The 14,866-nt window shown below is 30.6% G+C and carries 14 protein-coding genes; 2 read left to right on the top strand and 12 right to left on the bottom strand.

The window, feature by feature from the left end; all coding sequences use genetic code 11:
* Positions 1-12 precede the first annotated feature (12 nt).
* From U0D62_RS09080 to U0D62_RS09070, 3 genes are all read right to left on the bottom strand, one after another.
* Positions 13-558, bottom strand: a complete 546-nt coding sequence (locus U0D62_RS09080) for a hypothetical protein (protein WP_322286952.1) — start codon at positions 556-558, stop codon at positions 13-15.
* A gap of 220 nt (positions 559-778) precedes the next feature.
* On the bottom strand, positions 779-1,750 hold the full coding sequence (locus U0D62_RS09075; protein WP_322286951.1) for a hypothetical protein: 972 nt from the start codon (positions 1,748-1,750) through the stop codon (positions 779-781).
* On the bottom strand, positions 1,740-2,774 hold the full coding sequence (locus U0D62_RS09070; protein WP_322286950.1) for a hypothetical protein: 1,035 nt from the start codon (positions 2,772-2,774) through the stop codon (positions 1,740-1,742). The genes U0D62_RS09075 and U0D62_RS09070 overlap by 11 nt, the downstream gene beginning before the upstream one ends.
* A gap of 916 nt (positions 2,775-3,690) precedes the next feature.
* Here U0D62_RS09070 and U0D62_RS09065 point away from each other — a divergent pair.
* Complete coding sequence (locus tag U0D62_RS09065; protein ID WP_322286949.1) at positions 3,691-4,305, top strand: Crp/Fnr family transcriptional regulator; 615 nt, start codon at positions 3,691-3,693, stop codon at positions 4,303-4,305.
* A gap of 144 nt (positions 4,306-4,449) precedes the next feature.
* Positions 4,450-5,067 carry a Crp/Fnr family transcriptional regulator gene (locus tag U0D62_RS09060; RefSeq protein WP_322286948.1) on the top strand — a complete coding sequence of 206 codons (618 nt, stop codon included), beginning with the start codon at positions 4,450-4,452 and terminating at the stop codon, positions 5,065-5,067.
* Positions 5,068-5,084: 17 nt separating this feature from the next.
* Here the strand turns inward: U0D62_RS09060 and U0D62_RS09055 are convergent, their stop codons facing one another.
* The 9 genes from U0D62_RS09055 to U0D62_RS09015 all read right to left on the bottom strand — a co-directional run bounded on the left by U0D62_RS09055 (position 5,085) and on the right by U0D62_RS09015 (position 14,850).
* Positions 5,085-7,163, bottom strand: coding sequence for an OmpA family protein (locus U0D62_RS09055; protein ID WP_322286947.1), 2,079 nt, complete (start codon positions 7,161-7,163; stop codon positions 5,085-5,087).
* A gap of 91 nt (positions 7,164-7,254) precedes the next feature.
* Positions 7,255-8,169 carry a PorP/SprF family type IX secretion system membrane protein gene (locus tag U0D62_RS09050; protein ID WP_322286946.1) on the bottom strand — a complete coding sequence of 305 codons (915 nt, stop codon included), beginning with the start codon at positions 8,167-8,169 and terminating at the stop codon, positions 7,255-7,257.
* 3 nt (positions 8,170-8,172) lie between these two features.
* Complete coding sequence (locus U0D62_RS09045) at positions 8,173-10,842, bottom strand: gliding motility-associated C-terminal domain-containing protein (protein ID WP_322286945.1); 2,670 nt, start codon at positions 10,840-10,842, stop codon at positions 8,173-8,175.
* Positions 10,843-11,152: 310 nt separating this feature from the next.
* Positions 11,153-11,719 carry a hypothetical protein gene (locus U0D62_RS09040; protein ID WP_322286944.1) on the bottom strand — a complete coding sequence of 189 codons (567 nt, stop codon included), beginning with the start codon at positions 11,717-11,719 and terminating at the stop codon, positions 11,153-11,155.
* Positions 11,720-11,947: 228 nt separating this feature from the next.
* A complete protein-coding gene (gene hisIE / locus U0D62_RS09035; RefSeq protein ID WP_322286943.1) occupies positions 11,948-12,544 on the bottom strand; it encodes a bifunctional phosphoribosyl-AMP cyclohydrolase/phosphoribosyl-ATP diphosphatase HisIE in 597 nt (198 codons plus the stop codon).
* A 92-nt stretch (positions 12,545-12,636) separates the two neighbouring features.
* Positions 12,637-13,392, bottom strand: coding sequence for an imidazole glycerol phosphate synthase subunit HisF (hisF, locus tag U0D62_RS09030; protein WP_322286942.1), 756 nt, complete (start codon positions 13,390-13,392; stop codon positions 12,637-12,639).
* Position 13,393: 1 nt separating this feature from the next.
* Entirely contained in the window at positions 13,394-13,735 is a 342-nt protein-coding gene (locus U0D62_RS09025) for a tRNA-binding protein (protein ID WP_322286941.1), read from the bottom strand.
* The gene (hisA, locus tag U0D62_RS09020; protein WP_322286940.1) at positions 13,728-14,459 is read right to left on the bottom strand and encodes a 1-(5-phosphoribosyl)-5-[(5-phosphoribosylamino)methylideneamino]imidazole-4-carboxamide isomerase; all 732 of its coding nucleotides are present in this window, start codon (positions 14,457-14,459) and stop codon (positions 13,728-13,730) included. The genes U0D62_RS09025 and hisA overlap by 8 nt, the downstream gene beginning before the upstream one ends.
* Before the next feature lie 46 nt (positions 14,460-14,505).
* Positions 14,506-14,850: a four helix bundle protein gene (locus U0D62_RS09015; protein WP_322286939.1), complete on the bottom strand. Its 345-nt coding sequence runs from the start codon at positions 14,848-14,850 to the stop codon at positions 14,506-14,508.
* Between the last annotated feature and the right edge of the window lie 16 nt (positions 14,851-14,866).

Raw genomic sequence — 14,866 nt, 5'->3', positions numbered from 1 at the left:
AGATTTTCTTTTTTAAAATACATTAGTAACACGTTGTATGGTAAATCGATGTTGATCTCCAACCACATTGTTTTCTGTAATCAATCCTCTTGAATTATTTTGTAAGTTTTGTATACTTATGCTATTGTTAGAATCAATTGTTAATCCTTTGTTTGGATCATTTAAGGGAGTTATAACTGCTGCTAACCTAGCATAGTTTATTTGCCAGGTATATGCATCTAGTGCATTTTCATCTGTTATAGGAATAAAACTAATTTGGCTTGTAGAGTCATCGTAATGTAAAAAATGATTGTTTTTTTTTGCCGAAGCAATCAATACTTTTCCCGGACTTAAGCGTTTTAATATAAATGCCTGTAAATATCCATCTCTTGCATTAAATACCGTATTAGATATTGGTATCACATTTACACTATTATCTTGAAGATTATGATGTAAGACTTTGTTAGTCCCACTTGTTTCTGCAACATTAACAAACCGAAACAATTCTGAATCTTGTGCTATAGCACTCACTATTGTGAAGCAATAACACAGTAATCCTATCCATATATATTTTTTCATATTTTAATATTTTAATATTTATATCATTTCTTTTATAAGCATAGTAATCCTGTATAGCAGTATTTCTATACTGTATATCATATCTATTTAGTTATAATGATGATTATAGTACTACGTGATATAGCCTGACATATCTGTTGTAATTAAGATATTCTTTCGGGAATTTAAACTTAAATTTCAGCAATTATTGGTAGTACTTTCTAAGAAAAATATAAAGAGTTTAGTTGTTCAATTGGGTTTCAATTATTTGAAGTTTTTTGAGTAAATGGTCTATTCTTTCATTCTGATCTTTAACTTTTTTCCTTAGATCATCTATCTCATTTTCTTGATCAATGGTATACAAAGTAAGTTCCTCGACCTTTTCCACCAATATTGTATTAATCTGTCCAACACTCATACCATTTGCAACTACTTCTGCCTCTGATGGCATATTAGGTAAGTGTTTGTTTTCTTTGATATACTCAGAAACCTTTACTAATGGCATTAAATCATAACTAGCATCAAACACATAATCCGGAAACGAACCAATATCAAGAATTACTCGACTAAGAGTTAATACTCCGTCTTGTAAGGTAGCCATATCTTCATCTTCGGTATTTTTAAAAATAATGCGATCATCGTCTCCTGAAGAGTTAAAATCCGGCCGAAATATAAGGTTTCCATTACTAGATATCCGCTCTCCGTTTATCATCGTCAAATTATTGGCAAACAAATCTCCTGTTAACACCCTATTATTAAACAAATCCCCGTTAGATCTTATATCGCCAATTGTTAACTCTCCATCCTGGATTGATGCCATTTCACCATTTCGACTATTTCTAAAAGAAATGCTATCATCTCCTGTGTTATCTACATCTGGATGTAATATTATTGGTCCAAAACTTTGGTATTGCCCTCCATCAACTCGTATGTTTCGATTTAATAGATGTATCCCTTCTGATGGATTACTTATACCAGAACCTATGTTGCCATTAAACACAGTATTTACAAACATCGTGTTTCTAAACGGTCCAAAATTGACAGAGCGTCTTTGAGCTACATTAATATCCATGGATTCATTACCCGAAGCATCTGTATCTACATTAACGACTAATCCTGATCCATGATTTTGAATCGTGGTTTGTGCATTTATAGTATATATACCTAATAGCAAGATTAGGACTGTAAATGATTTAGTTATTTTACTTTCCATGATGTAACTGCTTTAATTCACTCTCTAATACCTCAAGCTTTTTAATCAATAGTTCTATGCTCTTTTGTTGTTTCTGCATTACTTGATGTTGTTGAGATGTTTTCTCTTCTAAAAGTTTAATTTGATCTTCCTGATCAATAGTATATAAAGTAAGTTCTTCAACTTTTTCTACTAAAACCGTATTGATTTGTCCAACACTCATACCATTTGCAATCACTTCGGCTTCTGACGGCATATTAGGTAGATGTTTGTTCTCTTTTATATAATCAGAAACATCCTCTAATGGCATCAAATTATAATTAGTATCAAATACATAATCCGGAAACGAACCAATATTAAGGATCACACGACTTAATGTTAAATCTCCGTCTTGTAAGCTAGCCATTTCAGTTTCTGAACCATTTACAAAGCTTATTTTATTATTAGTATTGTGGCCTATTACTAAATTCTCTCCAGAATATCTAATAGTTCCTAAAAACCCTCCATCTATTCTTGCATCTCTAATATTGGCCGCTCCAACATTCATTGCGGTGTTAAACGTTCCAAAATTTGCTCTAACTTCGTTCAACTCAATTCTTCCATCTTGTATTGAAGCCATTTCACCGTTTTGACTATTTCTAAAAGAAATTTTATCGTCACCAGTATTATCTACATCTGGATGTAATATTACCTGTCCAAAACTTTGATATTGCCCATTATCCACTCGTATATTTTTATTGCTTAGATGTATAGCTTCTGAAGGAGATTCTGTGCCTATTCCTATATTTGCTCTAAAGCTTGCGATACCATCAAAAAAAGTTTTATCCTGAAAAAATGTTCTTTTGATCATAACATTATTTGAAGGATTAAAAAATGCTAATTGCTGATTAGCTGCAAATAAAGCGATCCCTTCTCCACCAGAATTATCCGTATCCGCTTTTATCTGATATGCCCTAACTGTTGAAAATACCTCTTGCGCTTGTGAAGTGTAAGCACTTACTGATAATCCAATTATCGTAAACAATTTGATTGTTTTATTTTTCATAATCTTAAATTTTTTATAATTAAAACTGTACCTGCATTATCACAGAACTAGTATTTGGATAATGATCTCACAAATTTGAAGAGAAAAAAAAGTTTAAGATTTGACAGTGATCACGAATACACAAGGATCACAATTTGACTTTGATCACAATTTGACTTTGATCAAGTTCAAAATATCTCTAGAATATCCACAAAGGTTTTCTTTTTATTAAATACTTAAAAAAGTCAATATTTGTAAAGGTTAAAAAAGGTTTTTTTTATTTGGAAAATTGTAAAAAAAACAAATGTCCTAAAAACCAGTTTTTTACAAAAAATTAACAACTACAAACAGCATAAACTACCTTTTAACAATGTTTTTTTAATAAAAAATTAACAAAATCAAACACATATTTTTAGCTTTTGGCTGGATTTTACCGTTTTTTATCAATTGTAAATCCTTGAACTTTTTACGCGTATTCCGTAATACAATCATTTGTAGATTAATGCTGCGTGAATATTCTATTTCAAAATTAGGGTTTAAAACATTTCTTTTTTTTTAATTCTATTACACCTTCTTTTTTACAAAGAACAATTTTAACAGAAAAACCCTTATCGTTTAGCAGTGTATTTTTTTGATAAAATAAAAAATTGAAATATAAAGAGTTAGCTATACAATCAAAAACTAATACTTCAACCAATCATTTTTATAAGTACTCATTTAATCTCAAATTTAAATCTTGTGTAGTTACTCTCTTTTATTTAGAAACAGTGTATTTATAAGAGTTAAAAATAAATCACAAATAACCTTTAATTATATCCTACTCTAATATTTATTTTTTCCTCTTAGCGTTTTCTTCTGTAAGGAATTATCAAACAACTTCACTAAATTGAACAGGGAATTTGCGCCTATAAAACAGAATACATTAAATTACATTTTTATGCAGTTAGAACCAATGTTGAATATAGAAAATGATTTACTCTCTTTAATTACATCTAATGCTTCTCAACAGAAATATGCAGCTGGTGATATTGTAGTTTCACAAAATATGAAAATCGATCAAACCGCTTTTCTTACCAAAGGTTTATTAAAAGCTCATATTGAAGAAGCAGATAATTCATTGATGCTATATCATATACAAATGAACAATAATCCTGTTCTTAATTTTATAAAAACAAAATATCAATTTTCTGTTCCTGTTTCTGTAACGGCTGTAGAAGAGAGTACATTATTGTGGGTGTCTAATTCTAAAATCATAGAATGGTCTGAACAATATTTATCGTTAAAAAAAACAATTGTCAATTCTCACGAATATAATCTTAGACAAATGTTATTAGCAGTCAAAAATCTAGCTATTCATTCATTAGATGATCGTTTATTTGATTATCTAAAAACTAAAGCTTCTATATACAACGATATGAACATAAAGATTTCTCGAACAGAAATAGCAAGTGACCTCAATACTTCTAAAGCTACTATATCCAGAGTGCTTAAAAGGTTAGAAAATGAAAACAAAGTTATAGGAAAACCAAGATCAATAGCTTTGATTGCCTAAACTTTAATTCTCTTTTTAAAGAACGTATTCTTAAATATCATAACTAAAACTTATAGTTCTAGTTTTAAAAAAAATAACTTTTTAATGACCTGAAAATCATTAGATCGTATTTTGTCCATTCTTAAAGCCCAAAATAATTGCAATATGACCAACTTTGCCAACAATACCCCATTTTCAAAAGAATTAATAGCCGTTTTAAAAGAACACGGAACTACTTATCACCATTCTAGTGGAGAACAACTTCTCTATCATGATAATACTCATACTGAAACTTATATTTTGTTATCAGGATTGGTTAAATTATTTATCGAATATGAAAATAAAAAAATACTCCTTTATCACCTAGAAGGTAGTAAAGCCTGTATTGTAAGCCATGCAAATTTATTTAATGATTATCTCCTGGAATTTTCTAGTGTTGTAATTCAAGATTCTGTTATAATTACAATTTCTAATGAAAAAGCTGTAGAACTACGCAATACTTATCCTGAATTTGAAAAAGTGATGATTTGCTCATATTCATTGCATTATACATCTATACTAGGTGTAATTAAACAATTTATAACTGAGTCTCTAGAAAGTCGATTATTTAATTATTTAAAATTAAAATCTTCTTTTTTAAATAGTTTAGAAATAAAAATTCCGATACAAGAAATATCTACAGATCTTAATTTCTCACGAGAAGCTATCTCCAGAGGACTTAAAAAATTAGAGTCTAATAATCAAATCATCAGAAAAACCAGATCTGTTGTATTAGTAACTTAGGTTTAATCAATAATAAATTAAAATTTGATAATCTCGAATTCACTCCTCCTATTGGTTTGGTGTTCTTTTTCTGAGCACACTTTGTTATCACAATCGATAAGAGGCTTTGATTCTCCATGACCTTCAAATTTCATTCTTCTGGCATTAACATAACCAATTAGAGCTAAGTAATTACGTGTTGATTCTGCTCTTTTTTCTGATAAAACCTGATTATAACTATCCGTTCCTCTACTATCTGTATGAGCACTTATTTTGATATATACTGTTTTATATTTATCTAGTTTTAATGCAAATTCATCCAGTACTTTTTTAGAATCAGCTCGAATATTCCACTTATCATAATCAAAATAAATTGGAGGTAAGTCAAAATAAAGTTTACCATTTCTCTCTATTACTGGCGGGCCAGTTTTATCTGCTAGAAGTGCTGCTCTAAGTTTTGCTTTTGTCAGCTCTTCTTTATTTTTACTTGTTTTTACATTATTAGCTTTATCTCTGCTCTTAGGATTATCTTTATTTACTGCTATATCATCATTTTTTTCATCAGAAGGTTGTATCTCTTCTTTTTTCTTTTCTAGATATACAATATAAGTTTCATTATCCTTTTCTTTTACTTCTATGGATTTGATCTTTGTTTCATATCCATTTGCAGATGCTTTAAAATCATATCTTCCTGGTAATATATTAAATTCAAAAGCTGAAATAGAGTCTAATTGATTTTCATAAACTACTTCCTTATCTCTGCTATAGATTATTGCTTTTGCATTAGAAATATAATTATCTGTAGCAAAGTCTTTAATCTCAAAGCGCGCAATATATTCTTTTATAAAAATTTCTCCGGTTTGACTGAATGTATAAATATTATCATCTAATTTTTTCCTGTTAGAAGCAAAAAAACCATCCGTCTTATTATAATAAGTCATAGAGAAATCATCAAAGCTAGAGTTTATAGGAGCTCCTAAGTTAACTGGAGTTGTGAACTGTTTTTCCTTTGATTCTGAAACAAAAATATCCATCATTCCTAATCCTAAATGTCCATTTGAAGAAAAGAATAAATGTCCTTCTTCTGAGATAAAAGGAAACTGCTCTCTATTAGCCGTATTTACTTTATCTCCAAGATTAACTGGTTTACCATACGTACCATCAGAGTTTACAGCTACATAATAAATATCAAAATCTCCATAACCACCTGGCATATTGGATGCAAAATATAACTTGGTTCCATCAGAATTTAATGATGGGTGTTCTATCGAATAATTAATATCATTAAAATCTAGTTTCTCTGGTTTTGTCCATTCTCCATCTGCTTTATTTGCTTTGTATAAATGAATGGCATTATTTCTAATACTATCAAATTTCTTTTTACCTCGTTCTGAATTACTTTTGGATATATATATCGTATTACCATCAGAAGAAAAACAAAAATTTCCTTCGTGTAGCTTAGAGTTAATTTCTTTAGAAATTGGTGTAGCTTCTCCTGAAGATGTATTTTTCCTATCCACTTTTATTTTATAAATATCTAAAAAAGGACGATGTGTCCATTTATAGTTCTTATCCATAAAACCATTTGGGTTTCTATCTGTAGTAAAATAAATAAGACTATCTCTTTTTACCGCTCCAAAATCTGATCGTTTAGAATTAAAACCCCATTCCTTTATCGCATAATCATCTTCTTTTAATTTAAACCTTTCTATAGTTTCAATAACTTCAGATTTGTTGATATCTAGTTTTGTTTTATTCTTTTCATACACCGCTAAAAACTCAATCGCTTTTTCATACTCACCCAAAGCAGAAAGCGTTTGGTACATCATAAAATTAAACCTATTATGATATGATTTATCCTTCTCATAAAATCTACCAGAAGTCAAAAGTTTTAGATATCGATATGTCTTTCTGAATTGAAAAGTATTATAATAAGAGGTAGAAATATTTTTTAATATATCCTTTTCATACCCTTCTCTATTTAACTCTTCTTCGTATTGTATAATAGCATTAATATAGTCTCCTTTTTCAAAGAAACGATCTCCTCTACTCTTTTTTTGTGATAATGAAACTTGTGTGATTAGCAATGCTAATACTATAACTATTTTAGTTTTCATCTGTTTGTTTTATTTTTTTAGATGTCAGATGAAATTTGCCAGTAATCCTTTTCATTAATATCAACTTCTTAGATATGGCACATTTCATAATTTAGTAAAATCTCGGAGACGTATATTTATTACCGAACTTTAAGAAGTCAAAATTGTATAGTAAAATAACTTCATGACTTCCGTTATTAAATCCACTCAGGTCGCTCACACTAAAATCATAAGAGTAACCAATCTTTAGGTTATTAGTAATATTAAAACCTGCTAATGCTATAAAAGAATCATCATAACGATAAGAAACTCCTAATTCGAACTTATCATAAATCAAGGAGTTTAAAGAAACATCAAATGTTAACGGAGAATCTAAAACTTGTTTAATTACTAATGATGGTTTAAGCTTAACTTCGTCTACTAAATCAAAAATAAATCCTGAGACAGCGTACAAATGTGTTTTTGATTCTGAAACTCCAATATTACCAACACTAATATCGCTAGGTAATAAATTGGGCGAAGATATACCTGCATAAAAATTATGACTAAATAAAAACAATCCAGCTCCAAAAGTTAGTTTTGTTTGAGAAGTGCGGGCAAATGCCGGATCATCAGCCACATCAGATCCAGAAGCATCAATTCTAAAATTATTTATTCCCGCTTTAAGACCATAAGACAATTTAAATTGCTCAGAAATTCGAGTAATATATGCAAAATCAATATTAAAGAAATCATTATTTACAGGTATGGCATCCCCAGTTCTATCATTTACATAGTTAACACTTAATTCTATTTTTTCTCCCAACGGGATATTACCAAAAACATTCGCTGTTTTGGGCGACCCCTGTATACCGGTCCATTGTTGTCTGTATAACACACCGGTAGATATCATACCGCTTTGATCTATAACATAAGCAGGATTAACTGTACTCATGTTATACATATATTGTGAATATTGTGGTTCCTGCTGAGCATAGGCTACTGAGCAGAAAACAATTGCTATAATTATAAAAAAACTTGATCTCATTGTTTATCTGCTTAGGTAAAAACTTCCTTGGATAGGTAGATTGTTCTCAAAATTGGGAGTAAATATATAGAAGTACGTTCCTGAAGGAAGGTCATCTCCTAATCGAAGTGACACATTACTTTCTCCTCTAAATTCTTCAGTATTGCGATTACCGTTATATACCAAACCGCCATATCGATTATAAATTTTTAATTCAAAATCAGGGAGTGCCTCTGGAATGTTATAAACACCTTCTATAAGTAGATCAAAAGTATCATTTTGATTGTTTCCATCCGGCGAAACACCATCCTGAAAATCAAGGGTACAAAACTCACCATTAGAAAATCGCTCTCCAGTATTAAGAATATTAATAGATACTGCTAATCTTTCAGATTCACAATTATCGGCATCTACATTAGCAATGTAAAATATCTGGTTATCCAAAAGTATAGGATTATTAATAATGGGTATATCACTCTCCAAAGAATCATACCAATTATAATTTAATACATCTACTTCGATATCATCAAGGCGTTTAGCATCTAGAATACAAAACTCCTGATCTGGAACTACTGGAATTGGTAAGTCTACAATTTGTACGGCAACGTTTAGCGCAGATTCATCGCAGGGTAGTTCATTGGCCACTACATATCTGAAATTATATATATTATTGGTTAATGTTTCAAATTCAAGTACACCTTCAGGGCTTAGAGCTCCGGTATTATCAGTATCCTCAAAAATTCCAAACCTTACCGTATCTACGTCTAATAATGAATATAGGTTTACACGTCCTTCTAACTTACAAAAGGTAAAGTTTCTATCACTTCCAATTTCAATTGGATCTACTATTTCGATTGTAACTGTAGCGCTATCAGGATCTGGACATCCTTCATTACCAGGTACTGTATATACGTATTCTCCAGGACCCAAAATTGGTAATGTATTATCATTAATATCAAAAACCCCTAAATGACCTTCTGATTCATATCCAAAAGGTCCAATCCAAGTACCTGTTGGATCAGGATCTCCTTCTAGTTGATCAAATAAGGTTACTATTAAACTATCTGAACAAATTGGAGTTACTACATCTATTCCTGCATTTGATTCTTTAAAAATCGTAATTGTCAAATCAGCAACATCAATACAATTATCAGCACTTGTTGTTGTATAAGTAAATGTAAATGTTTGTGATATTTCACTATCCGGAAAAACGAATGTGTTATCAATTATATTTCCATCTTGATCTGTCCATACTCCAGTATCTACAACGGTATTACCACTATTAGCTCTTAATAAACTTCTAAGATCAACTTCTTCTATGGATTCACAAAGACTAACTGTTGTATTTTCTCCTGCATAATCAAAACCTAACACAACGATTGTAATTTCTGTAGTTAACACTGCACAAATTGAAGAACAATAATCTGATTCTCCCTCTACTGCAAAAGGGTTACAATGAACTCCTGGTATTGGACAATTAATTGATGGATGAACTCCGTATTCAAAAACATAAGTTCCTCTTTCTGCATTAGTCAGGTTAATTGTTCCTCTATAAGCGTTTATTGCAGGTTGTCTGGTAACATTAAGATCGGATGGTCCTGAAACCAATCTCCAGTTCACATAATCATCATTATTATACTCAAAACTTTGATTGTTTTCTTCAGCAAATGCTATTAAATCATAAAGATCAAATTGAGCATCTTCTCTATTAGCACATAATTCTGGTACTTCTGGTTTTTGTTCAAATTGCCTAAGTTCCTCATAAATTGAAAAAGTAACCGTTTCACTATCATCAGAACATACTGCTGAACGTTTTTTTACTTCATACGTAAATTCATAATCTTGGCATCCAAAACGAAGATTATTACCATTATCAATTAAAACATCATATATTTCTCTAATATTGATCATAGAATCTCCTGGGTCAGAAATTTGTCCAGTTATATCTAAATCAGAAAGCCATCCTCCTTCAATATCTTCATCTGCAAGATATTGATCATCTCTCAGGTCAATATCATCATCGTATAAACCAGCTCTAATGTCTGATTCACATATAAATGTTCTAGTAGCAGTTCCTGCTTCAACCTGCCTTACTACTGAAACCTTAACTGTTGTTTCCTGGAAAGGGTCGCAAGGAGCAATACCAGGTACTACATATTTTAATTCAAAAACTTCCTGATCCACAAGTGGAAGCCCTTCTTGATATGGTATTGAAGCTGAAAAGGAAGATCCGTCCAAAATAAAACTCCCTTCAAATCCTGGTCCAGAGCTATTTCCTACATAAACCCATTCTCCATTTAAGTGTGGAGAAGGTATCGTTTCATCTGAAGCTAACGCTTCATATAAGTTTAAACCTTCTTCATCACATATTTCTATATTAGCGTCATTAGGTCCTGGAGGAAGTGCTATTCCAGAAAAAGGACCAAGAATTAGATTGACTGTTAGGGCCACTACATCACCACAATCCCCATTACGAAGTTGAAAAGTGTATTCATCGATAGTATCATTTTCTGTTGAAAATTGTAATGCCCATAAAGAAACATTACCTGTATTTGGATCTAATGCAATAGTGTAGTTTGGATTTACGGACCATACTCCATTTTGAATTGTTAATCCAGTTGCTGCTGTATATTCATCATACAAATTAATAATTCCGTCTGGTGTTGTATCGTTATCGAAATCTATGTTTTCCATATTACAAACAGATATCGTCTCTGTAAGATCACATTGTGAATAGATAATCTGAAAGTTGAAAACAATAATTAGTAGTGAAAATAGTTGTATTTTATATTTCAAAATTATTTGGTTTACTGTAAGTGTCGTTGTTCAGATATTTGTTACCCGAAAACTGCACTTTTTTAAAAAAAAATTGTTTTAAAGTTTTTTTGAAAATTAAAGTATATAGAAAAATCAAATCGAAAGAGTAAAACTTCATAGAAGAGAAGATTATCATAAAAAGTATATTCTTTTAATTTTTGAATAATCTATAATCCTTTATATTAGGCTATCCGCGTATTTGCTTAATAAATTTGTTTATGTATATCATATAAATATAATCTTCTTCAAAGCCATAAATAGTTCCGCTTTCTATATCTTGAATTGCTAAAGAAAAATACTGCTTCCAAGATGGAATACTTGTGATATTTACAGCTGGATCTTTTTCAAACATGTGCCAGCTAGAATTAATAAGTAATCGATACTTAAAACCTTTATCTAGAAAAAAGTTTTTGGTTTTGGATTGATATTCTTTTGGAAAGGATTCAAACTCATAAGGATACTTTTTCTTTATTTTTTTTATTAGATTTCTATTTATCCCTCTATAAAAAGGACCAAATAATACAGAATATTGACCTCTAATATCATCTTTATCAATCTCGATGAAAAATAGTTTTGAAGAACTTAAGTCTTTTGGAAACCCATTGAAGTCATCAACTTCAAATCTTTTTTTTGAATTATTTCCATTCAATCCTTCTTTAAAACTAATAGATGAAAATAAGCCTTCTTCCTGTGTATACCCCAATACACCAATAAACAAACAACCTACAATTAAAATTGCTTTTACTTGTTTCATTTTAATATATAATTTGAAATTTTAATAACTATACTTTTTGTTTTCCCCAGATAGTACCCTAACCAGCAATTTGCTCTTCTAAAAAGATGCTTTTAAAAAAAATATCTTTTTGATTTCTAACCAAATTGAAGAAACGATAAATCTCGGCAAATCTATATATTTAGTAGTCAATACCACCTACCCATTTCGGGTGGTTTTTAGTTATTAATTAATCTGAATTATATTTTTTTAGCTTCTTGATTTCAATACGTTTACAACATCTTCCAACTTATACCCTTTTGCCTGAAGTAAAATCAAGTAGTGAAATAACAAATCTGCACTCTCGTTTAAAAACAGTTCTTCGTTATCATCTTTTGCTTCTATAACAACTTCTACAGCTTCTTCTCCTACTTTTTGAGCTACCTTATTTATTCCTTTCCTGAATAAAGAAGCTACATAGGATTTTTCGTCTTCTTGATTTTCTTTTCTGCTTTGTATAACATTTTCAAGTTCTGATAAAAAACCAAAAGATGGATTGTTGTCTTCATTCCAACAAGTATCCGATCCTGTATGACAAGTTGGTCCTACAGGATTTACTGTAATTAATAAAGTATCCTGATCGCAATCATTTTTTATATTTACCAGACGTAAAAAGTTACCACTTTCCTCTCCTTTGGTCCATAATCGCTGTTTTGATCGACTAAAAAAAGTTACATTTTTAGTTTCTACCGTCTTTTGATAGGCTTCTTCATTCATATAGCCTAACATTAATACATTTTTAGTAGAAGCATCCTGAATAATTACAGGCACCAATCCGTCGTTATTTTTATTGAAATTTATTTCCATCTATATTGTTATTCCAGAGTGAGCTAGAATCTTTTTAATTCGATTTGTTATTTTTTTCTCAATTCTGGCATAAGCCAGAATATTATAGATTTTTACAATCTAACTGGTATATTATTGTTTTTTAGTTCTTCTTTTAAATCTTTGATTTCTATCTCTTTAAAATGAAAAACACTGGCTGCTAAAGCTGCATCAGATTTTCCTTCCTTAAAAGTATCTATAAAGTGTTGAACGTTACCTGCTCCTCCCGAAGCTATGATCGGTATATTTAATTCTGTAGAAAGTCTGGCCAAGGCTTCGTTTGCAAAACCATCTTTGGTCCCATCATTATCCATTGAGGTAAACAAAATCTCTCCTGCACCCCGCTCTTCTACTTCTTTTGCCCAATCAAATAGATTTAATTCTGTAGGTACTTTTCCTCCAACCAGATGTACTTTCCATTCTTCATCAATTAGTTTTGCATCAATTGCAACGGTTATACATTGACTTCCAAATTTGGCTGCCAGATCATTGATTAATTGTGGGTTTTTTACTGCTGAAGAATTTATAGATACTTTATCAGCACCATTCTGTAATAAAATATCTACATCTTCTATCGAAGAAATACCACCACCAACGGTAAATGGTATATTCACTTTCTCTGCTACCTTAAGTACTAAATTTGCTAATGTTTTTCTTCTTTCTTCTGTTGCCGAAATATCTAAAAACACCAACTCATCTGCGCCAGCTTTAGAATAAATATCTGCCAACTCTACTGGATCTCCAGCATCTCGAAGATCTACAAAGTTAACACCTTTTACAGTTCTTCCGTTTTTAATATCTAAACAAGGTATGATTCTTTTAGTAAGCATATTAGGCTATTTGTGTTCCGTTAGTAACTTTTCTTTCTGGTTGAAGTAATATTACTTCTTTATCTTCTCCTAATCCACCAAGAATCAAGCATTCACTCATTATAGTGGCAATTTGTTTTGGTGGAAAATTAACTACTGCTACTACTTGTTTACCAATAATATCATCTGGTTGATACAATTTAGTGATTTGAGCAGATGACTTTTTAATTCCTATTTCTCCAAAATCAATAGTTAACTTATATGCAGGGTTTCTGGCTTCTTTAAAGATCTCTGCTGTAAGAATGGTTCCAATCCTAATATCGATCTTTGCAAAATCACTCCAAGTTATTTCATCTTTAACCATTATTACTAATTATAAAGTTTTCTAATTGTTTTAAACTAATTCTATTTTCATAAATAGCTTTACCAATAATAGTTCCTTCACAACCTATTTCTGCTAATTTTGGTAACTCATCAAATGTCGAAATTCCTCCAGAAGCTATTAGTTTTAAGTTATTTGTTTCTTTTAGAATTCTCCTGTATAATTCAAACGACGGACCTTCTAACATACCATCTTTACTTATATCAGTACAAATCACATAACTTACCTTTTCTTTTTGATACTCCTGGATAAAAGGAATCAGATCTTTATCGCTTTCTTCTTGCCATCCACTTACTGCGATCTTTTCATTGTTAGCGTCTGCTCCCAGAATGATTTTATCCGAACCATATTTTTGCAACCAGGATACGAATGTATCCGAATCTTTTACGGCGATGCTTCCTCCTGTTATTTGATCTGCTCCAGATTCAAAAGCTATTCGTAAATCTTCATCTGTTTTAAGGCCTCCACCAAAATCAATTTTCAGGTTTGTTTTTGTTGCAATCTGTTCTAAAACTTTATGATTGACAATATGTTTTGACTTAGCACCATCCAAATCTACTAAATGTAAATATTGAATTCCGGAATCTTGAAACTCCTTTGCTACTTCAAGTGGATTTTCATTATATATTTTTTTGGTATTATAATCTCCTTTAGACAGGCGAACACATTTACCGTCGATGATATCTATTGCAGGAATAATTCTCATATTATAAATTAGAAATTTAGAAAGTTGAAATAAGAGTTTTTAATTATCAGTTATTTTTTGCTGTTTTAATAGAAGCAACTACAATTCTTAATAGTTCATCAGATTCTTTCCATAGACGTTTTGCTTCGGATGTATCTTGTTCCATAATTTCAATTAGAACTTCTAGCCAAAAACTAGATTCATCTGTTTCTTCTTCTACTATTTTTAGTTTATTAATAAAATCTGCTGTTGATTTTGGTCTTTGTGAAGCTCTCCAATTAGCACCTACAGAACTGGAGCTTTTCAACAATTGAAATACTAGATTATTATATTCTCTACTTTTAGGTAATTGTGAACATAGCCTCCAACAATCTATAGTAAAACGTTTTGTCCTTAATTTCATATCTTCCATAAATTCAAATTTCGTT

Source organism: Aquimarina callyspongiae (assembly GCF_034322225.1).
Taxonomy (GTDB): domain Bacteria; phylum Bacteroidota; class Bacteroidia; order Flavobacteriales; family Flavobacteriaceae; genus Aquimarina.
The sequence above is the reverse complement of the archived record's forward strand: the minus strand, read 5'-3'. Positions and strand labels throughout refer to the sequence as shown.

Excerpts from the sequence above, each read along its gene's own strand:
- U0D62_RS09065 (WP_322286949.1), top strand. The coding sequence starts at position 3,691 with ATGCAGTTAGAACCAATGTTGAATATAGAAAATGATTTACTCTCTTTA.
- U0D62_RS09015 (WP_322286939.1), bottom strand. The coding sequence starts at position 14,850 with ATGGAAGATATGAAATTAAGGACAAAACGTTTTACTATAGATTGTTGG.
- U0D62_RS09055 (WP_322286947.1), bottom strand. The coding sequence starts at position 7,163 with ATGAAAACTAAAATAGTTATAGTATTAGCATTGCTAATCACACAAGTT.
- hisF (WP_322286942.1), bottom strand. The coding sequence starts at position 13,392 with ATGCTTACTAAAAGAATCATACCTTGTTTAGATATTAAAAACGGAAGA.
- U0D62_RS09075 (WP_322286951.1), bottom strand. The coding sequence starts at position 1,750 with ATGGAAAGTAAAATAACTAAATCATTTACAGTCCTAATCTTGCTATTA.
- U0D62_RS09050 (WP_322286946.1), bottom strand. The coding sequence starts at position 8,169 with ATGAGATCAAGTTTTTTTATAATTATAGCAATTGTTTTCTGCTCAGTA.
- U0D62_RS09040 (WP_322286944.1), bottom strand. The coding sequence starts at position 11,719 with ATGAAACAAGTAAAAGCAATTTTAATTGTAGGTTGTTTGTTTATTGGT.
- hisIE (WP_322286943.1), bottom strand. The coding sequence starts at position 12,544 with ATGGAAATAAATTTCAATAAAAATAACGACGGATTGGTGCCTGTAATT.
- U0D62_RS09080 (WP_322286952.1), bottom strand. The coding sequence starts at position 558 with ATGAAAAAATATATATGGATAGGATTACTGTGTTATTGCTTCACAATA.
- hisA (WP_322286940.1), bottom strand. The coding sequence starts at position 14,459 with ATGAGAATTATTCCTGCAATAGATATCATCGACGGTAAATGTGTTCGC.
- U0D62_RS09045 (WP_322286945.1), bottom strand. The coding sequence starts at position 10,842 with ATGGAAAACATAGATTTCGATAACGATACAACACCAGACGGAATTATT.
- U0D62_RS09060 (WP_322286948.1), top strand. The coding sequence starts at position 4,450 with ATGACCAACTTTGCCAACAATACCCCATTTTCAAAAGAATTAATAGCC.
- U0D62_RS09025 (WP_322286941.1), bottom strand. The coding sequence starts at position 13,735 with ATGGTTAAAGATGAAATAACTTGGAGTGATTTTGCAAAGATCGATATT.
- U0D62_RS09070 (WP_322286950.1), bottom strand. The coding sequence starts at position 2,774 with ATGAAAAATAAAACAATCAAATTGTTTACGATAATTGGATTATCAGTA.